Here is a 19,727-nt window from a genome sequence, read left to right as displayed (position 1 = left end):
GTGAGATCCAACGTAAGCTTTTGGGTTATGCGAATATGGCGGATGAACCGCAAGGACGGGGCAATCGCTCCGTGCGCAAGTCGAAGGCGAAGGCGATTCAGGACACCGATGCGAGAGGCAGCGACGCTGCCCTCCGGCCGAGTGGGAGTGACCGGTCCGTGACCGCCATCGGTGGTGCCACGCCCGACGTCGCGGCAGTTCCGGTTATCGGCATCGGCGCGTCGGCGGGCGGCATCGAGGCGCTGAGCCGCTTCTTCGAGGTGATGCCGGCTGACAGCGGCTGTGCTTTCGTGGTCGTGCTGCATCTCGATCCGAAGCGCAAAAGCGAACTGGCCCGCATCCTGAGCTCCCACACCACGATGCCTGTCGGTCAGGTCGAGGACGGTATGCGGCTCGCGGCGAACCACGTCTATGTGATCGCTCCCGATTCGGATCTGAAGGTCAGCGACGGTGGGCTGCACGTGTCCAGGCCGACGGAGCCTCGCGGCCAGCGCCATCCTGTCGATGTGCTGTTCTCGTCGCTCGCCGTAGACCAACGCGAGCGGGCGATCGCCATCGTGCTCTCAGGAACGGGGAGCAACGGTACCGAGGGGTTGAGGGATATCAGGGCGGAGGGCGGCATGAGCCTGGTGCAGTCGCCCGAGACCGCGAAATTCGATGGTATGCCAAGGAGTGCGATTGCGGCGGACATGGCCGATCACGTCCTTGCTCCCGAAAAAATGCCGGACACCCTGCTTGCCTTCATACGCCACGGCTACGTCGCAGCCCCTGCCGAGATCGAGGCCACCTCCCCGGACGGCCGGGCGACGCTCAGCCATGTTCTGGAGCTCTTGCGCGCTCGGGGCGGAAATGATTTTCGCGGCTACAAGCACTCGACGCTGAGGCGGCGCGTTTACCGTCGTCTCGGTCTCAGAAACATCGAAACACTGGACGAATATATCGACGCATTGCGGACTAGTCCCGATGAAGTCACCTCGCTTGTCGGCGACTTGATGATCAGCGTCACCGGATTTTTCCGTGACGCCGATGCATGGAAGGCTCTTGCCGAATTGGTCATGGCGCCAATGGTCGAGGAGCGGGAGAGCGGCGCATCGATCCGAGTGTGGGTGCCGGCCTGCTCAACGGGCGAGGAAGCCTATTCCCTTGCCATGCTGGCGACAGAGCATGCCGAGGCAGCGGGGAAACGCTTCGACCTGAAAGTGTTCGCGACCGATGCCCAGGAGAATAATCTGCGCAAGGCGCGCGATGGCATTTACCCGGCCGCTGCCATGGCAGGCTTTCCGACGTCGCGCCTGACGCGCTTCTTCGAAAAGCTTGACGGCTCGTATCAGGTCAGCAAGGAGCTGCGCGACATGGTCGTGTTCGCGCCGCAGAACCTGTTGCGCGATCCGCCGTTCTCGAGGCTGGACCTGGTGTCGTGCCGCAATTTTCTGATCTATCTGGAACCGGACGCGCAGCAGAAGATCATCGCGCTTTGTCATTTTGCGCTGCGACAAGGAGGGAACCTGTTTCTCGGCAACGCCGAAACGATCGGGCGGCACGAAGACCTGTTCGAAACGGTGTCGAAGAAATGGCGCATTTACCGCCGGTTGGGTCCGACCCGGCATGACCTGATCGAGTATCCGCCGCCGCGCGGCCAATCGGAACCGCGGACGATGGAAAGTCCTTCGCCATCGGCTTCCGATCCGAGCGCTTCGGCTGCCGAAATAGCCCGACGCGCGTTGCTGGAGCGCTACGCTCCGGCATCGGTGCTGATCGACCAGAAGGGTCGCGTCCTCTATTTCCACGGCACGACCAGGGACTATCTGGAGAATCCGCCTGGCGAGCCCACCAGGGACTTGCTGTCCATGACCCGTGATGGGCTGGCCGCAAAATTGCGAGCCGCGATCCGCGAAGCGTCGAGAGAGAATAGAAGCTTGACGGTCAACGCCCGCATCCGGGAGAGCGAGGCAGGTCGATCCGTCGCGATGACGGTTATGCCGCTGCCTGCGTCACCGCAAGGCGGATTCTTCTTGGTGAGCTTCGCGCCGGCCGTGCCGCAGCCCGATACCACCCCGGCCCCGCATGAGGGAGCAGGCGACGCCTCCTCTGGCGAACGCGCTCTACAGGAGGAACTGAGGGCGACCCGCGCCGAATTGCAGAAAACCATAGAATATCAGGAAACCACCAACGCGGAGCTGAAGGCTTCGAACGAGGAAGCCACCTCGATGAACGAGGAACTTCAGTCCACCAACGAGGAACTCGAGACCTCGAAAGAGGAGTTGCAGTCGTTTAACGAGGAATTGAACACCGTGAACAGCCAGCTTCAGCACAAGATCGGCGAGCTGGAGACCACGACCAACGACCTCAACAATCTGCTGGCCGGATCGGAGACGGCGACGCTGTTCCTTGACGAAAAGTTCTGCATAAGATGGTTTGCCCCGGCAACGAGGGATCTTTTCGACTTCGTCGCGTCCGACATCGGCCGGCCGATTGCACATCTGGCGCGGAAATTCGTCGACGAGAATTTGTTGCAGGATGTGGAAACAGTGCTGAAGAAGCTGTCCGCCATCGAGGCAGAGGTGCCAAGCAATGCGGGGCGCTGGTATGTGCGACGCGTGCTTCCCTATCGAACGCAGGACAACCGCATCGCAGGGGTCGTCGTCACGTTCAGCGACATCACCGACCGAAAACGTGCCGCCGATGCGGTCAACGAGGCTCGCGTCTATTCCGAAGCCATTGTGCGGACGGTTCAGCATCCCCTGCTCGTTCTGGACCGCAATTTACGCGTCCAGACCGCCAACAAGGCCTTCCGCGAATTATTCGCTGTCTTTGAGGACGAACCTAAAGGGCGTCTGATCTTTGAACTTGGAAGCGGCGAGTGGAATAACCCGCCGCTGCGGGGACTTCTGGACAAAGTCCTTTCGGAGGACGAGGAACTCCACAATTTCGAGGTCGAGCAGGATTTCTATCCGACCGGCCGACGATCTATGTTGCTCACTGCGTCCAAGTTGCCACAAGAAAGAGGCCGTGACGGCCTGATCCTGATTGCCATCGAGGACGTCACAGAACGCAAGCGTTTCGATGAGCATCGGGAGGTCCTGGTCGGCGAACTCAATCACCGGATCAAAAATGTGATGGCGACGGTGCAGGCCATAGCGTCGCAGACGCTCAGCAGCGCCACGTCTATCGAGGAAGCGCGTTCAACGTTCGGGTCGCGTCTGATCGCGCTGGGTAAATCTCACGACTTGCTGACCCGGGAAAACTGGGCCGGCGCGGATTTGCGGAATATTGTCTTGGATACAGTTGAACCTCATTCTGCAGGATCGAAGCGCTTCCGGATCGAAGGTCCACACCTATGGCTGGCACCGAGCGCCGCGCTCTCGATTGCAATGGCGTTGCATGAACTGGCCACGAACGCCGCGAAATACGGCGCGCTTACAACCGAGGACGGCCAGGTCGATATCATCTGGCAGCTTGTTGGTGATGGCAAGGACCGACGGCTCTCCTTACGGTGGATGGAGAGCGGCGGCCCGCCTGTCATCCCGCCGACACGCAAGGGGTTTGGCTCACGCATGGTCCAGCGGGTGCTTGCGGCGGAACTGGGCGGAAAGGTGGGCGTTGCCTATGAGACGTCCGGCGTTGTCTGCACAATCGATGCTCCAATGCCCGACGGTCAGGCAAGGGGCGAAACGGTTTGACTGGACAGACAGCGAAACGGGTTCTGATCGTCGAGGATGACGTCCTGCTTGCGATGCATCTGGAGGACCTACTGATTGCACTCGGTCATGAGGTAGTCGGTCAAGCCACGCGTATCGACATGGCGATGGAACTTGCCCGCGAATGCGACATCGATTTCGCAGTTCTGGATATCAACGTGGCTGGGACGAAATCCTTTCCAGTAGCCGATGTTCTCCGCCAGCGCGGCATCCCCTTTGCATTTGCAACCGGATACGGGGCCGAGGGTGTAATGGATGGATATCGTAATTACCCAGCGCTGCAAAAGCCGTATGCGCAAGAAGACCTAGAACGAACCATCGCGCAGGTTTTTCGCAGATGGCCCCCGCTGATCCGTTAGGAATCCTGCCGGGCTTGAGCGGGAGCGGTCAATCTATCCGCGAAACCGGGCTCGATCACTGCCGTCAGGGGCCAAGACAGGGCGGTGAGAGGTCTCCGGCGTAAGCCATTCCTGCTCCACGAGGTCGCGGAGTTTGTAGGCCCGATCCAATGCCTGTTTGCTGGCTGCATGCCAATCATTGGAGGCATCGGGTTCGGCAACCCCGTTGTGCTCTGCCATCTGGAGGCAAAATTCGGCTCGCTCGTTCAGGAACCTCACCGCTGCTCGCATGACCTTTTCCATTTCCTCGAACTGTGCCGTGGCCATGATCTCTGCGGTATAGCTGTGCCCGATGTGGCAGCCGAATTTCACGATCGAACCGACCTCGAACTTTTTCAGCGCGCCGCCGCATTCGGGGCAGGTCACTGTCAGCGGCCGCTCGAATATTTGGCCGTTGATAATTTCGGGCTCTTGCCCGTCCAGTTGAGAAGAGGTTTTCGGCATGACCACTACCTTTCCCTTTCGATCGACGAGTTCAACGAGCAATTCGGGCATTTCCGCGAGCGGCAGGCAGTAATCTAGCGCGACATGCTCAGCCGCGCTCCTCGGCATTTCCGGATAGGCGGCATCGTTCGGGTCCTGGCCTATTGCAACTCCGCCGCATCGCTTAATTTCGAATAGGCCCAGCGCGCCGTCGTTCAAGTTGCCTGTCAGGATCACGCCCACTGCGTCCGAACCATAGCTTTCAGCCACGCTCCTGAACAACGGGTCGATGGCCGGCCGCGCGCAGTTTTCCTTGGGGCCACGCAAAAGGCGCAGCCGCCCGTCGGCGACGATCATGTGGCGATCGGGCGGCGCAACATAGATGTGGCCGGGGAAGATCGTTTCGCCGTCCTCCGCATGTTTGGCGGGGAGCGGCCCCGCCGCGTTAAGAAGCGCGGGCAACTCGCTTCGATAGGCGCCGATATGAAGGACGACGAGAACAGGGGCCGATAGCGCATTCGGCAGCGCGGCGGCCAAGGAGCGCAATGCAGCGACTCCGCCTGCCGAAGCGCCTATGACGATGATCGAGGAACGAGCCATGACGACCTGTGGGTTGGGGGCTGATCTCGGGGATCGAAGATCAACGCGGTAGGTCGAAGAAGGTTCTCCCCAGAACGTCCTGACCCATTTGGTGACGAAAAGGCAGCGCGTATCAGCCGAAAAGTCTATTCGGCGACCTTCGGGAAGCAGGCGAAAGCTGTGGCCTGCATCGTGTCGAACGCATCATGCGGGAGGACGGTATCAAGCACGTGCGGGGCTACAAGAAACCGCGGGCCATCGTAGGACGGCCCTCCATCATTGCACCCAACCGTCTGCAGCGCGAGTTTACAGTAGATGCAGCCAACAAGGTCTGGGTGACGGATATCACCTATATCCGGACCCGGCAGGGCTGGCTCTACCTGGCGGTCGTGGTCGACCTCTATGCGCGCAAAGTGGTTGGCTGGTCGATGAAGGCCAGTCTCTCGGAAGAGCTGGCGCTGGATGCGCTGCTCATGGCCGTGTGGTGTGAAGCCGCCCGGCCGTGTCGTTGTGCATTCAGATCAAGGAAGCCAATAGGGCAGCGACGACTTCAAGCGGTTTTGCCAAGCCCACAATCTGGAGCCGAGCATGAGCAGGCGGGCGAACTGCTGGGACAATGCCGTCGCGGAATCCTTCTTCAGCAGCCTGAAGAAGGAGCGCATCCGAAAACGCATCTACAAAACGAGCGATCTCGCTCGAGCCGATGTCTTCGATTATGTCGAAGCGTTCTACAATCGAACCCGCCGCTACAGCCATCTCGGCGGCGTCAGTCCCGAGGCGTTCGAAAGCGCCGCCGCGTGAGGCTGGGACTTGTCTGCCAAACTAGGAGCAGTCCACTTGAACCAGCTTGGTCGCTGCGGCCCCCCTGCCCAGCACGCGCTCGCCGTCCTCCTAAGAGGTATCACCACAACACAGAGATGGGCGTACAGCATGTACGCGGGCGACACAAGCACAAGACCAGCCAGATCACCGCGGCGGCCCCTATTGCTCCTAGCTTCGCATCGCGCGGGTGGCCATCCCATCACGCGTCGGAAGGCAGGAACTTGATAACACAAGGTAGGAACTTCGCGTCGTTTCCGAGGTTGGGTTAGACCACTCGAACTTTGGAGAGATTGGAATGAAAACGATGAGCGGATTGTTCGATACACATGCCGACGCAAGCAAAGCGATTTCGGCTCTTGAGGAGGCCGGGGTGAGCGATGTCAGCATCGTATCTCCCGACAAACCTGGTTCCACGGAGGGAACGGCTGCTGGCGCTGGCATTGGCGCCGCGGTCGGGGGAATTGGGGGACTGCTCGCGGGACTTGGTACCTTTGCCATCCCGGGGATAGGCCCAGTGGTGGGCGCCGGCTGGCTCGCTACCACCCTGATCGGCGCAGCGGCAGGCGGAGCTGCCGGCGGTATCCTTGGTTCATTGACCGAGGCCGGTATCGATGAAGACGAAGCCCATGTTTTCGCGGAGGGACTTCGGCGGGGTGCTACTCTTGTGACTGCACACGTCGAGGAGACCGAAGTTGAAGCCGCCGAAGCGATCCTGAACAGACATGACCCGGTCGACATTAATTCGCGCCGGACTGAATTTGAGTCGAGCGGTTGGAGCGGGTTCGACGACGAATATGAAAAGCTTGTCGAAGATGACGAAAACCTCGCTTCGCGTGATCCGCTGGTGACGCCATACCCACGCTAACTTAAAAAAGGGTCGCGCTTCGGCGCGGGCTTAAGAATAGCAGTACCCAGCTGACGCAGCGGCCGTCACCAGATCAGGTCCGGACAATGAACCTGCCTATTTTGCTGCGCCATGCTCCCGCTTCTAGCGCTTCGATTTGTACGGGAACGTGGCGTCGCCCTCTTCACTGCCGGATAGGACACGGGGGTTAGCGCTCGACACGCCATCGTTGCTACCCCCAGCATGCCGCTTCTCAGATTGTCCCTGGGCGTCCGCTTCCGGTTTCCCGCCTTTACCATCTCGCAAGTCGGACTTGTCCGTCTCGCTGCGCTCAGAGGTTTTTTCAGTCAAACCTAGTCCAAGGGGCGGCTCTTTATTTTTGGCCGCCTTCTGGGAAAACTCGTCGTTGGGGTCTGGCCCCTTGCGCGGTTTCAGTGCACGGGCTCCGTACTCGTAGGCTGTCTTTTCAGTCATGGCTAATCCTCCGTTCCAAGCTCAACCGGAAGCCATGCAGATTGTTCCCTTTTTGCGGCTACCGACGCATCAGATGCCGCCGGTACTCCACCGGCGACGCTGCCGTATCTGTGGCCCTTGCACCCATGCCACTCGGACGCGGCGGCTTGCGGCGCAGGGGGAAATTATCCCTTGGCGCCTAGCGACTCGAACTGCCTGTAAGCGTCTTTCGCCAAATCGGCGTAGAGATGGCTCATCCTGGTGCCTTCAGTGACGAAGCCTTCATAGGCCTCTTTCGCGTAGACAGTCTCAACATACGAAGTGCCCGCTGCCGGTACGAGCGGCGGCCGGCTCGGGTGTCGAAGTCCACGGATCGTGGAGATATTCGCGATCCCGATTTTTAACAGCTTCGAACTACTACCTATCTAATTGCTTTGTTAGACGGATGCGCGGCGTGAAAAAGCTCGCCCAATGGCGATCAATATACAGGCGCCAATAAAGCCAGCGATGAGGTAGCCAAGCCACCCACCCAGGCCGATGCCAAGAAGGCTGAGCAGGAAGTTGGCAACCACTGCGCCAATGATGCCGAGAACTATGTTCATCAACACCCCTTGGTTGGACTTCATGAACATCTCAGCCAGCCAACCTGCGATGCCGCCGATGATTATGGCTGCAATCCAGCCGACAGCAGTGTCGTCCATTTCTCCTCTCCTCTTCACGCGAAATTCGCGTGAATCACAACACTCTTACGTGAGATGGTTGCGCACGAAGCAAATACCCCGCCAACTACGAATGAAAGCGGTCGCGTAGGCGACCCTGGGTCAACTCCTATTATGGAAAGGCAGCGGTGCGGCCATCTAAGACGGTGAGAACCGCAAGCTCCTCAGCTTGGAGCGGTTCCCGTCGGTCGGTACCTTGTTTGCCCGACCGGAGCACTTCATCTCTCAGCGAGTAACGCCTAAACTAATGGGCACTGAGCAACCGGAAGTCTGTGTCTGTGACAGCGGGATCCTCATCCGCCGGCAGATCTTTTCATCCAAGGGACGGGCCCAAGGTCCGCCCGGCGCAAACAGCCGCTGCACCTCTACACAGACGTGCACGCTGGTTTTGGCCGAGCGGACCGTGGATAAGCCCACGCGACGTCATTTCACAGATTCCGGCTGTTACGCGGCCTGTTGCATCGCCCTTTCGTTGACACCGCTCTCGCCAAGTGCCGACAGCGCTTCGTCGGTCAACTCTTCTTCGCTGAGAGTGGTTTTGAGGAGCTCTGCAGCTTCCGACATGCCGAGCTGCTCCGCCCAGACTATCAAAGTGCCATAGCGGGCAATCTCATAATGCTCAACCGCCTGGGCAGCTGCCACCAGACCGGCATCAAGGGCTGGGGCGCCTTTGTACTCTGACATTATCTCCTCGCCTTCTTCCAGAATGCCGTCGATCGCAGGGCATGTCTTGCCGCGTGCAGGCTTTCCGATGAGTTCGAAAACCTGTTCCAGGCGCTCGACCTGAGCTTCGGTTTCAGCAAGGTGCTTTTGGAATGCCGCCGAAAGTTTGCGGATCGCCGCGCTGAACGGCTTTTTGATAGCCCTTTCTGCCGCACAGCTTGTAAACCCTCTGTGTGCGAACGGCTACGCTGCCGAAAGGCTTCTTCCATGCCGGCAACGAGGGCGGTCTCGACCGCCATGCAGTGCCGCACAGCATGATGCTGATTTCCAAACGGCGAATCCTTGTTGGTGGCAGGAGACCATCATGCACGTGCGAAGGAACGGTAATCTTCGACGTCACAGGCTTCAGTGCTGAAGCGAGAACTTTTGCTATTGTCCTCAAGACCTGCGATACCGTCAGTCCGCGACACAAAAGTGTTGCGATGCGCGCTGTGCGGTATTCACGAATAGCGCGCGCCTTCCCGACCTCAAAAGTCGTCTCTCCCCTGCTACGTCCAGGACGTGAGAGACGTCGAAGAAAGTACCCGAACATGGACGAACTTCATGCCCACGCGCGTGAGCAATTTTTCGCGGCGATACGCGCCCTCGCGGCTTCGGCCGACAGCATACAGGCACGTGTAATAGATGCCACACAGAGCATACTCGAGGTCACCATTGACGAGTTCGAAGGGGACAGCGAACTGAAGATCAAGTTTGCTCGCCTTCTAGATCTGCTGGCCCTTGATCAAGATGACATCGAAAAGACAGCGGAGGAAACGGCTGCCCATATGACTGATTTTGAGGCGATCAAGGTTGCCGATCTGATGTGCGATTTCTATTACGATCTAGGGTAGTGTTCTAATTAGCGAACAACCAGTGCTTGGAGATTACCGGCCGGCACCGCTCGGGCCTGTAGGGCCATTATGCTGAGTCTGTAGCGCGGCGACCATGTTTGACATTTTGTCTTGACGCGTCCTGTGTCGGTGGGGCCGGATTGGACAGCAGTGGGTCCGACGCCCTGACGCTTGCGGCAGTACGCCACAACAAGTGACGCTGCCGTAAATCTGGCCCGCCAAGAGCGATGCGCCGGGTAGTCGCTTTCCGACAGGTACCCCCGAACTCGTCTGAGGATGAAGCCTCCGCAGAAGGCAGCAGCACCTCCACTGACGAGGAACGCGATGTGCTCCAGAAAACTGAAGCTGTAAAAGCGGCCGAGTATCCAGAGCGTCATTCCGAGCAGAACCACAGCGATGACGCCGTAGAGTAGCAACGAGCCCTGAGGCGTCGGCGCATATTTTTCGGCGGCGATATCGGATTCTGTGGGATGCTGTTTGGTGATAGAAACCCTTACACCACAAGCCCTTTATGCGACATCGTCGCGGGCGCTCGAAGTTCGCTCGCCATTTCTGCTGCATCCCGATAAAGGCGGATAGCGGCCTCCACCATTTTGACAGCCCTTCCAGGATCGGCACTCGATGGCCGCGAATTCTCGCAATTTTCTCAGCGAAGGCAGCCATCTAAAGGAATACGACAGTATCGCTATTGAGATGGTTTGACGCGGGCATCGCAAAACGAAACCAGGCGCTGGCGGCGCTCATCCCACAGGACGAGTTTCACGCAGCGGAGGCTCTCCATGATGGTGATGCGGCCAATGCCGCGTAGTTCCGGGTAGTCCCGCAGCACTTCCGGAAGCCGATAGTACGGCACCCTGCTAGAGAGGTGGTGGACGTGATGGATGCCGATATTGGCCGTCAGCCAGCGCAGGATCGAGGGCAGTTCATAGTATGAGGATCCGTGTAGGGCGGCGTCCTGGAATCGCCATTGCGGTCCTTGCGACCAGTGCGTTTCCTCGAACTGATGCTGAACATAAAACAGCCAGATACCCGCCGATCCCGCCAACACCACGACCGACAGTTGCACCAGGAGGAATGACCCGAAGCCGATCAGCCAGATCGGGATGACCGCCAGAAGGACAATGCCCAGATTGGTCGCCATGGTCGAGACCCACGGTTCGGTGCCCGAGCGCATCATCCCGAAAGGCAGCCTCTGTTTGAACAGGAAAAGCCATATGGGGCCAATGCCGAACATGATGAATGGGTTGCGATAGAGCCTGTACGCGAGCCGGCGCAGGCCAGACAGGGAATGATATTCGGCCACCGTCAGGGTCGTGATGTCGCCAACGCCGCGCTCATCGAGATTACCTGCAGAAGCATGATGCGCCGCATGTGCACGACGCCAATAATCGTATGGCGTAAACGTCAGGACACCGATCACCCGGCCGGTCCAGTCATCCGCGGTGCGGTGAGCGAAGAAGGAACCGTGACCGCAATCGTGCTGGATCATGAACAAACGAAGCAGGAATCCCGCCGCAGGCACTGTCAGCGCCATCCCCCACCAGAAGCCATAATGCACCGTAATCGCGGCAAGCGACCAAAGGCCGACAAACGGGACAAGCGTCACCATCAGTTCAAGCAGACTACGCCCCCTGTGTGGCTTCCGATAGCTGGCGAGCACCTTGGGCCAGGGCCGCTCGCCGTCTTGGAGCGTGGAGATGGATGTGGTGGCTTCCGTCAACGACAATGGTCAGGCCTCGATAGGTTCGGAGACTGCTGCGCGGAACGACCCGGCAAGCAGAAGCCGTGGTTTAGAAAAGTGGTCACGCTTCCGTTACCTATGAGAGGGACGTACTCGGCCGGGCGCGTCGTGGGTGAAGGTGCGTGCTCAGCACCAGGGCCCGCATCCATACCGCTACCAAACAGATGACGATGAGTACGATAACGCTTTTTCCATGTGACTCCCTGGAGCCGACGTTTGACCCTTGCGGCAGTAAGCCAACTTTAGTTCGACTTTCATCAATGGTGGGCGGTCTCTTTTCGTTCCAGTTAGAGCGACAATCACCGTAGGCTAAATGCGCTCTGCAAAGATATTTGACTTTTCGTGACACGCGATAGCGCTAGATTCGCTTCGATCCGAAGTTCTCTCATGCTGTTTCCCGCCATCCTCGGAACAGTGGTACGGACCGGCAGTCTGCGTCTGATCGACGGTGCGGGACGGAGCCATGTGTATGGCGACGGCTCCCCGCCCCACTGTACCGTTCGGCTCCGCGCTCGCTATCTCAACTATACGCTTGCCGTGAATCCGGAACTTTCGATCGGCGAAGCTTATATGAACGGACTTCTGACCGTCGAAGAAAGCCGCTTCACCATAGAAGGCGCCCGTCACGTTTCCGTGCGTGCCGACAGAGCCCGAGATATTCAGCGTTGGGAACTTTCAAAGCGCCGTGAGCTTCTCTCTCAACAAGGAGATTACCCATGGCAAACCTCGGCAGACTTGCAATCGCGATGCTTGGCATACTGGCGTATCAAAACCGCGACAAGATTGGAGATATGATCCGCGGTGCCAGCCGCGGGACGGGCCCGAACAACCCGCAAGGCGGGCTTATGGATCAACTTTCGAAAGGAGTCTCTGGAACGCCGCTCGGAGATGTCCTCGACCGCTTCCGCAACTCTGGGGCTGGTGCCAAGGTGGACTCGTGGGTTGGGACAGGCCCAAACCAGCCCATCGAGACTGAGGAGGTCGAGTCCGCCATCGATGAAGAGACGCTTGCGGCACTTTCGGAACAGACCGGGCTCTCTCGCGAGGAACTGATCGCAAGGATCACGCAGGCCCTGCCAGAAGCGGTTGATAAGATGACGCCAAACGGCGAGCTGCCGTCTGACCATTTGTCCAACTCCGAAAACCTGCTCGACGATGTGCCTCCGCGTCCGTAACTCCGGAGCGTGCTCCGTGCTGTATCTGCCGAACCTTGGCACAGTCGCTCTAGCCTTTCTCCTCATGGCCGTTCAGGCTGTCGCCCAGGAATGGGAACAGTTCGGGTTTCGAAAGCTGGGATTTGTCTTCGACGTGCCGCTTGGATTTGTGTTGAAAGAGACAGCCGAGAATGGGGGAGGCGCAACCTTCGAAGCCGAGGACGGAGCCTTCCTGACCGTCTGGGGAGACGACCTCCCCGAGCGCAATTTCAAAACCACTGTTCAGACCCAACTCGATGCCGATGAGGACGAAGGTTGGGACGTTACATACCGTCGGGTCACGCCCACTTGGGCAAGTTATTCTGGAGTTAAGGATGGCAGGATTCGCTACGTCCGCGCCATCGCAATCTGCAACGATCGAGTGGGAATTTTTCAACTAGACTACGATGTCGAAGATAAAGTCCCATGCGATCCGATTGTCGTCAGGATGGTGCGGTCGCTGAAGGCAGAGGCCTGCTAAATGTCAGGCGACGGAGTCATCGATTGCTTGATAATTGGCGGAGGACCGGCGGGACTGGTAACTGCCTCATACTTGGCAAGATTCCGGCGCCGTGTAACAGTAGTCGACGCAGGCGAGAGCCGTGCAAAATGGATTCCTTCCACACACAACTGTCCTGGTTTCCCGGATGGCATCTCTGGCTCGGAACTACTCAGCCGCCTACGGCAACAAGCCGAACAATATGGTGCAGGGCTTGTTGATGGTGTGGTTAAGCGTATTCGAGTGACGGGCGCGACCTTTACGGCCGAGTCCCCGCTATCGATTCAGGCGCGTTCGGTGGTTGTTGCCACAGGCATCGTCGACAAACTTCCCGATTGGCGAAACATAAAAGAGGCGGTTCAAAGCGGATCCCTACGGCTTTGCCCCATTTGTGACGGTTATGAAGCGATCGATAGGAACGTTGCAGTATTCGGAAATGCGCAGGAGGCCTGTAAAAAGGCCCTGTTTATGCGCACGTTCACCCCACACGTGACCGCGCTGATTGTCAGCGGGAGTGGCCAGCTTGCGCCCGCCGCAATGGAAGCGCTGAGGGAGGCGGGTATCGCGGCGGTCTTTTGTACCTCAGCCGCAATTCAACTTGGGGAACGCGGGGCAACGGTAAGGGCGGCAGGCGGCCGAAATCTTCATTTCGATACCTTATACCCAGCGATGGGGTTCGAGGTGCGATCGAACATTGCCACCGAGCTGGGAGCGGCAAGTGACGAGATGCGCAACCTCATCGTCGATGTTCGGCAAAGAACAACTGTTCCAGGTCTGTATGCAGCCGGCGACATGATCAACGAGATAAACCAGCTTGCCGTTGCGTTCGGGCACGCGGCCATAGCTGCCACGGATATTCATAACCGCTTAGCTGAAGAAGATCGTGTACTGGCCTAGTCGGATCAATCCCAGGCCTTCGGAGGCCAATCATCCTTAGGTGAACTTCGGGGCGGCTCGTTGGGGTAAGTTAAAGCCTGCAACGCCTGAAGCGTTTTCGCATCATCCTTGCGCCCGTCAATTGGACAATCGCGAAGCCGGGATGACGACGACGGTGAAGCCAGGAGCCGGCGTGTCGATGACGAGGTACTTACCGGATCGACCCGCCGGCTCTCGAATGATCCGGTGCGCAACGAGCCTCGTGGCGGTCCGCCAAGCGCCGCTTCAACGAGGACGTTCCCCGCGGAATACGCAAAATGGCCCGCGACTTCTGCCCGCCCGGTCTAGCGAAGCAGGGCCGCTGCGAACGGCAGTAGTCGTCCGGTGAAAGGCCCGCCCCAGCGGGCTTTCTCTTCCTAGGGTACGGGAGCGGACCCGCGCACGATCGAAACCTGCCAGTTTCCTCCTCGAGCGGTGCGCACCCCGCGGTTGTTCAGGGCGAGTGCGATCGATAGTAAACTGGTCGCTCCGGCGCTATGCATAGATAGGCAACACGCTTGCCGCAAACCTGTCTGCTTCGTCAATGTTTACCTGGCGGCCCTTTGCTGCCGACGATGCAGCGCCAGTCGGACTGCGAGTTGTCGGCCTTGCGACTTGCGAGAGGCGAGGGCGGCTGAGAGTTGCGGCCAACGATCGAGCGCATCGGCTCTCTTGCCCGTCTCCACCTCCGTGACCTCTTGCAGGATCGTGATGCCCTCAGCTTCAGCGAAGCGAGCCACAGCCGCGCGTTGTGCTTCTAGGCCAAAGCCAGAGCGCCCCTGCCGCTGGGTCGACACCCTGTAGTAAGCGATTGCGCACTGCGACACGGGAACCCCGCTGCTGTCCGACCTGTAGGTGCGGCCTTTCATGTGCCGCTGGCCATAATGCTATTCGCGCGGCTCAGGTCCCGATCGTAAGCTCGCACTCGAAGTGCACGGGTCCAGTGGGTTCTCCTGATCCGGCGGTTTTAACCGGCTTTGTGCATCAGCTCCTGTCCGCCCTTTCCAACCTCGTCGGCGATCGTTCACCTGTTCTCGTCTATGCGATGACCGGCTGGCTGTAGCGCTCGCCGCTGGTCATCAACGCCCAGACCATGCCGGCTGTCTTGTTAGCCAGCGCAACCGCCGCGACCTTGGTCGTTCGTCGTGCCATCAACTGCACGAGCCATGGTCGCCTGGTCCCGTTCCGTTCGGCATAGCGGATGACCGCCATTGCGGCAACGACGAGCAGCTGGCGCAGGTAGCTATTACCACCTTTGGAGATGCTGCCGAGCTTCTCCTTGCCCCCGCTCGAGTTCTGCTTTGGCGCGAGCCCGATCCAGGCGGAGAGGCATCGGCCCGACTTGAATGCGTGCGGATCGGCCATGGTGGCGACGAACGCGCTCGCCAGCAGCGGACCAGCATCAACCGGACCCGGTGCAGCATCATAACGCTTTGCTGCTCGGGCGACTTCACCGGCACGAAGCGCATGTGGGCCGAGTTACCGCCTCGCAGATGGCTTCCGCATCGGCCGCATCGTTCTTCTGCCGCTTCAAATAGGGCTTCACATACTGTGCCGGCAGCAGCCGCACATCGTGGCCAAGTGCGATGAGCTCACGAGCCCAATAGTGCGACGAGCTGCACGCCTCGATACCAACCAGGCATCGCGGCAAGCTCTTGAAGAATGCCAGCACGCGCCCACGCGTAAGTTTTCTGCGAACGGCAACCTCACCAGCCGCATCCACGCCGTGGACTTGAAACACGGACTTCGCGATATCCAGACCAATCGTCGTAACGTTGTTCATCATAGCGCTCCTCCAGCTCTAATCCCGCGATCATACCGCAGGGAGGGAGGAGAGCCGTCCACCGCATCATCAGCAGAACGGCAGCTTCCATGATCCGACTATTCGAAGCGGACCTTCAGGTCGGAGCGAGTTATCCGTGCACCCCTGACCAATACCATCGAGTTCGATTTCACCTTGTCCAAATTCGTGTGGATTTTGCACGCAAGCCGCAAAACAGGTGGATATAAACCTCACCCTCTGGCCGGCCCGACCATTTTGCCATGTTATGCAGTTTGCTTGGCCTTTGGGCTGGATGCCTTGCGCCGTGATGTAGTTTTAGTCAGCGGCATTGGTGGCCATGGGCGAGGCTCTTCCAGGGATTGAGCGGCGGCTTCGGCCAAAGTGCTCGCCACAAAACCGGTCCCGACATCCGCGATAAGTTTAACCGGCTCGATCGTGTCGGTGTTGCATAGCAAAATGCCCACCCGGAGTGATGGACGTAAGCGTTTAAGGCGACGTGTCATGTAGCGAGCATGCTGAACAGACGAAGGGTTCAAGAAGACAATCACAATTGTTTCCAGACCATCGATTGAGAGTTGCCTAATTCGACCGGGCGCGAGCGATGTGTGCTCTATATAGTTTGTCGTGGCGCCCTGTGCCTTGAGCACCTGAACGAGCATGGCTGCTGCGGCATCGTCGAATTCGCCTCGACCCCCTGCGCATGCGATCACTCTGCCTTCTCCATTCGGCAGAGGCAGTTCCAGCTTCGTGGTGGGTTCGATAGCCAAGTCTTGCTTTGGCTCAGATTCCTCATCGGATTCGAAAGCAAAGTCATCGAGGTTATTCACCAGCGTCTGAGCGCTTTCTGCCACTCGCGAGCGCCTCTCATCCGTGAGTACGCCCCGAGACCGATCTTCTTCCGCTAGCGCCAAGGCAGGAACCGCAACGGTCTCGTAAAATGACAGAATAGTATTTTCCTCAAGATAAGCTTCGGCGCGCTCCGTCGCTTCTGTGGGATCGCCGGCGAGAAGCCGCTGATAGAGCTGCTGATGTAGATCGAGAACTGGTTCGTTCCCTAGGAGTACATCGAGAAATTCGAATTGAGGCACGTGCCGGCCGAGGACGACCAGGCATACGGTCAGAGGTGTCGACAGGAGAAGCCCCATCGGCCCCCATAGCCAGGTCCAGAATATCGCAGCAACAATAATAGCGAGCGGGGACAGCCCGGTGCGGGAGCCGTAGACCCAGGGCTCGACGACATTGTTGCTGACGAGTTCAAGAACGACAAATAGCGCCGCCGTCCAGAGCACCATTGTCCAGCCGGGATCAACGGCCAACGCCAGAGCCAATGGGAATATTGAAGCGATGATCGGTCCGATGTAGGGAATAAAACGCAGGATCAAAGCCATAAATCCCCAGAGCGGGGCATTCGGTACGCCGATGACCCAAAGCCCGATGCCAATTGGCAGCGCATAAGCTGCGTTTACAGCCAGCTGCGACAAAAGATAGCGGGCCACGCGGTCTCCTGCATCTTGCAACGCAGCCGTCGTTCGATGGAGGTCGCCGGCTCCGACCAAACGAATAAAACGGTCGCGCAAATCTTCACGCCTCAAAAGCATGAAGATCACCACCACAATAATGATGCCACCGGTGGCTAGGGGCTGAATGAGCGGCCCAACGACACTCCGCAAAACCTGGAGCGGGCCAGGCGGCGGCGTGATAACCTCCACGGGTATAGGCGGTGGAGAAGGGTCATCTGAGCCCGGACCGCCGACGGTATTAGGCTCCTCGTCAACCTGGCTTTCTCGTCCCAAGCGCTCGAGCAACTTGGATAGCCGCTCGAACACGCCACCGCCAACCTTGGCGTCCTTTATGACTTCGACCTTAGCTACGAGGTTGTACTGGTAGAGCGGTATGTTTTGAGCCAGCGTCCCGAGTTGCGAAGCGACCACTGCGCCGAACATGAAGATGGCGGCGAACGCGCCAATGACAACCGCGATCACTGCTGCTGGTCGAGGGACCCGTACCTTACGCAAAGCCGCAACGAGCGGCGATAGCGCGAACGTTAGGAGTATCGCCATCGCCAGCGGGATAAAAATATCTCGGCCAAAATACAATGCTGCCACCGTGGCAATGACGGCTATCGCCTTAGGATATGCCGGCGGATGTGATGGGTGGTTGCCCATCACCGGATCCGGGGCGCTTCTACCGCCCGGCGCAATGCCAAGCGTAGTTGGTTTGAGTGCAAACATGATTGAGGTGTCCAACATCGCAGATGCTGGCACCATAATTTAGATCCGACGATTACGTTCCGAGGCCGCCACGAAACGGGGGTAAGGCGAACGCCCTCCGGTGTCATCCAACCGTGGACCACGTTATTAGGCATGAGCTTCTGAAAAATCCCTCGGATTTTTAGGCTTCTCGCAGACCTTTGAGACGGCTTTGCGGGCCTTCTGGGGTTGTCGCCAACCTAGGGTCGCGACTGCCCCGTACGGCAGCCTATTCCTTCTTGGGCCTGCCATGGCCGCCCCTGCACACAAACTGGTCTGGCATCGGCTGAAAGCTGGATGCTGGTGAGCGCGCCCGGCGTTCGGCTTTGCCGAGCGCTGCTTAAAGTTTGCGAGCTCGTGGATCGTTCTGACACATACCGGCGTTACTTTGTGGAGTTACAATCTCGTGAATTTCGTGTGGAGGAGCTTAAGCCATGAAAAGAATAGTTCTCGCCGGGATATTCGCCCTGTCAGCTTCCACGTCGTTTGCACAGACAGGCCCGGCCCCAGCGCCTTTGGCTCCTGCGACAGAAACTACATCGCCGGCTGCACCTGCAACTATGGCGCCGATTGATCCGGCGGAGGCCCAACAGGAAACGGCTGGTGGCCCGGCCAATCTCTGCCAGGAACTTCTTGCCTTCATGAAGGCGCCGCCGCCTGAAGCGGCGACTCAGACAGCGGCTGCTAATCCCGCTCCGGCTCCAGCCCAATCCTCGGCGCAACAGGCAGCCTCCAGCCAGCAGACAGCACCTCCACAACAACAGGCCGCCCCTGCGGGGAAGGGCTCGTCCGCTTTGGCCGGCACAACAGCTGCGGGTGCAGGTGCCTCGGCGAAGCCGGAGATCGGGTCCGATTCGGCGCAAGCGGTTACCGGTCAGACTGGCGTGGCAACTGACGCACCAGACCCTAGCAAGGCGAAGGTAGCCGCCGGTTCGGTGGAAAATGCACCTCAGAAGGACAGCCTGTCCGCACCGGTGCCGCCTGCCGATGTGACCAGCACACCGAAGGAATCGATCATCACGGTCGAGCAGGCTGAGGAACTCGCAGCCGCCAACGACATCAGCCAATGCCAGAATGCAGCCCGGAAAATGAGAGTGGCCGGCGTCGCCATGCCGCCGCCGTTGATTGCCCTGGCCGCACTCGACTCGCAATATCAGCAGCGGGGGGGCACCGAGACCGCTCCGTTTGGAGCTGAACCAGCGGCTGTGGATCGGACTCCTCCGTCGCAGCCGCCGGCGCCGCAGTGACGAAGATACATCACGGAGTCGCGGTCCACTCGGCATAAAATTTATGGGAAGAATTTCCGCTCTATTCCGTCGTCTTCCCCACCGGTGAACTCTCAGGGCTTGGGTCCCATGTCGCGAGTGCTGGCGACGCGGCTGCGTGAGGCCGGCGAGAGGCCCAATTCGCTCATGAACTTGATGGGCCGCGTGCCGGGATTGCCGGTGGCGAGCCGGATCGCGGAGGGCGGGGGTGGTCTGGTGCGGTCGCTGGTTAAGCAGATCGGCGGTGAACTCGAGATCTAGGGGATGCTGGCTCACCATCACCATCTCTTTCTCCGGCGCTTCTCGTTTCCCGCCTCCGAGCGGCCGCTAGGAAGAACCATCTCGGTAGGCTCCCCGCAGATCTCAAACGCTAGCCGAATTAAAGGTGGACATTCACGCGTTCTGCATGTATACAAACTCATCGACTTTTGAAGTTCGAACTTTGTTTATTTGCGCTCCGGCGCTGGTCTGCGATCTTCCTTCCCGCAAAACTCGATTTTTACTCACGGTGCATCCGCATCGGGAGAACATAATGTTGCTGAGGAAAGGGTTCATCATGACCACCGGCACAGTAAAATGGTTCAATTCCA

Annotated in this window: 17 protein-coding genes and 3 pseudogenes; 10 read left to right on the top strand and 10 right to left on the bottom strand. The window is 59.0% G+C overall.

Going from position 1 to position 19,727, the window contains the following annotated elements:
- The first annotated feature begins 158 nt into the window (after nt 1-158).
- Nucleotides 159-3,680 (top strand): chemotaxis protein CheB, encoded by a 3,522-nt coding sequence (locus tag D8676_RS25765; RefSeq protein WP_183097255.1) that lies wholly within the window; start codon nt 159-161, stop codon nt 3,678-3,680.
- Nucleotides 3,677-4,057: a response regulator gene (locus tag D8676_RS25760; RefSeq protein WP_121583959.1), complete on the top strand. Its 381-nt coding sequence runs from the start codon at nt 3,677-3,679 to the stop codon at nt 4,055-4,057. The genes D8676_RS25765 and D8676_RS25760 overlap by 4 nt, the downstream gene beginning before the upstream one ends.
- Before the next feature lie 33 nt (nt 4,058-4,090).
- Here the strand turns inward: D8676_RS25760 and D8676_RS25755 are convergent, their stop codons facing one another.
- Complete coding sequence (locus D8676_RS25755) at nt 4,091-5,119, bottom strand: chemotaxis protein CheB (RefSeq protein ID WP_121583958.1); 1,029 nt, start codon at nt 5,117-5,119, stop codon at nt 4,091-4,093.
- 119 nt (nt 5,120-5,238) lie between these two features.
- Here D8676_RS25755 and D8676_RS25750 point away from each other — a divergent pair.
- Nucleotides 5,239-5,899 (top strand): annotated as a pseudogene (locus tag D8676_RS25750) (IS3 family transposase); the annotation flags it as partial.
- Nucleotides 5,900-6,215: 316 nt separating this feature from the next.
- On the top strand, nt 6,216-6,785 hold the full coding sequence (locus D8676_RS25745) for a hypothetical protein (protein ID WP_121583957.1): 570 nt from the start codon (nt 6,216-6,218) through the stop codon (nt 6,783-6,785).
- A 123-nt stretch (nt 6,786-6,908) separates the two neighbouring features.
- On the opposite strand, the gene D8676_RS25740 is transcribed toward D8676_RS25745, so the two are convergent.
- The 4 genes and pseudogenes from D8676_RS25740 to D8676_RS27125 all read right to left on the bottom strand — a co-directional run bounded on the left by D8676_RS25740 (nt 6,909) and on the right by D8676_RS27125 (nt 8,930).
- Nucleotides 6,909-7,238: a hypothetical protein gene (locus D8676_RS25740; RefSeq protein ID WP_121583956.1), complete on the bottom strand. Its 330-nt coding sequence runs from the start codon at nt 7,236-7,238 to the stop codon at nt 6,909-6,911.
- Nucleotides 7,239-7,654: 416 nt separating this feature from the next.
- Nucleotides 7,655-7,918 carry a GlsB/YeaQ/YmgE family stress response membrane protein gene (locus tag D8676_RS25735; RefSeq protein WP_121583955.1) on the bottom strand — a complete coding sequence of 88 codons (264 nt, stop codon included), beginning with the start codon at nt 7,916-7,918 and terminating at the stop codon, nt 7,655-7,657.
- Nucleotides 7,919-8,380: 462 nt separating this feature from the next.
- Nucleotides 8,381-8,767: pseudogene (locus tag D8676_RS25730) on the bottom strand (DUF892 family protein); the annotation flags it as partial.
- Nucleotides 8,733-8,930 (bottom strand): hypothetical protein, encoded by a 198-nt coding sequence (locus D8676_RS27125; protein ID WP_147448268.1) that lies wholly within the window; start codon nt 8,928-8,930, stop codon nt 8,733-8,735. The gene D8676_RS27125 and the pseudogene D8676_RS25730, both read right to left, overlap by 35 nt.
- Before the next feature lie 259 nt (nt 8,931-9,189).
- On the opposite strand from D8676_RS27125, the gene D8676_RS25725 reads away from it, so the two are divergent.
- A complete protein-coding gene (locus D8676_RS25725) occupies nt 9,190-9,492 on the top strand; it encodes a hypothetical protein (protein ID WP_121583953.1) in 303 nt (100 codons plus the stop codon).
- A gap of 685 nt (nt 9,493-10,177) precedes the next feature.
- Here the strand turns inward: D8676_RS25725 and D8676_RS25720 are convergent.
- On the bottom strand, nt 10,178-11,212 hold the full coding sequence (locus D8676_RS25720) for a fatty acid desaturase (RefSeq protein WP_245427171.1): 1,035 nt from the start codon (nt 11,210-11,212) through the stop codon (nt 10,178-10,180).
- A 737-nt stretch (nt 11,213-11,949) separates the two neighbouring features.
- Between D8676_RS25720 and D8676_RS25715 the strand changes: the two genes are divergently transcribed.
- The 3 genes from D8676_RS25715 to D8676_RS25705 are packed head-to-tail and all read left to right on the top strand — an operon-like array spanning nt 11,950 to nt 13,822.
- Nucleotides 11,950-12,408, top strand: coding sequence for a YidB family protein (locus tag D8676_RS25715; RefSeq protein WP_121583952.1), 459 nt, complete (start codon nt 11,950-11,952; stop codon nt 12,406-12,408).
- Nucleotides 12,409-12,424: 16 nt separating this feature from the next.
- The gene (locus D8676_RS25710) at nt 12,425-12,907 is read left to right on the top strand and encodes a hypothetical protein (protein WP_245427169.1); all 483 of its coding nucleotides are present in this window, start codon (nt 12,425-12,427) and stop codon (nt 12,905-12,907) included.
- Complete coding sequence (locus D8676_RS25705) at nt 12,908-13,822, top strand: NAD(P)/FAD-dependent oxidoreductase (RefSeq protein WP_121583951.1); 915 nt, start codon at nt 12,908-12,910, stop codon at nt 13,820-13,822. It begins immediately after the preceding gene.
- Nucleotides 13,823-14,388: 566 nt separating this feature from the next.
- Here the strand turns inward: D8676_RS25705 and D8676_RS25700 are convergent.
- The 3 genes and pseudogenes from D8676_RS25700 to D8676_RS25690 all read right to left on the bottom strand — a co-directional run bounded on the left by D8676_RS25700 (nt 14,389) and on the right by D8676_RS25690 (nt 17,854).
- Nucleotides 14,389-14,709, bottom strand: coding sequence for a recombinase family protein (locus tag D8676_RS25700; protein WP_121583950.1), 321 nt, complete (start codon nt 14,707-14,709; stop codon nt 14,389-14,391).
- A gap of 169 nt (nt 14,710-14,878) precedes the next feature.
- Nucleotides 14,879-15,623, bottom strand: a pseudogene (locus D8676_RS25695) (transposase).
- Nucleotides 15,624-15,886: 263 nt separating this feature from the next.
- Nucleotides 15,887-17,854, bottom strand: a complete 1,968-nt coding sequence (locus D8676_RS25690; protein WP_348629041.1) for an AI-2E family transporter — start codon at nt 17,852-17,854, stop codon at nt 15,887-15,889.
- 578 nt (nt 17,855-18,432) lie between these two features.
- Here D8676_RS25690 and D8676_RS25685 point away from each other — a divergent pair.
- Together D8676_RS25685 and D8676_RS27520 are read left to right on the top strand one after the other, a co-directional pair.
- The gene (locus tag D8676_RS25685) at nt 18,433-19,119 is read left to right on the top strand and encodes a hypothetical protein (protein ID WP_183097254.1); all 687 of its coding nucleotides are present in this window, start codon (nt 18,433-18,435) and stop codon (nt 19,117-19,119) included.
- A gap of 108 nt (nt 19,120-19,227) precedes the next feature.
- Entirely contained in the window at nt 19,228-19,398 is a 171-nt protein-coding gene (locus tag D8676_RS27520) for a hypothetical protein (RefSeq protein ID WP_183097253.1), read from the top strand.
- A gap of 132 nt (nt 19,399-19,530) precedes the next feature.
- On the opposite strand, the gene D8676_RS27575 is transcribed toward D8676_RS27520, so the two are convergent.
- The coding region (locus tag D8676_RS27575; RefSeq protein WP_210210767.1) for a hypothetical protein at nt 19,531-19,727 on the bottom strand (197 nt) is incomplete at its 5' end.

Source organism: Mesorhizobium sp. YM1C-6-2, from assembly GCF_003666685.1.
Lineage (GTDB): Bacteria > Pseudomonadota > Alphaproteobacteria > Rhizobiales > Rhizobiaceae > Mesorhizobium_K.
Note: the sequence above shows the minus strand (reverse complement) of the source record. Positions and strands in the feature narration are given on the sequence as shown.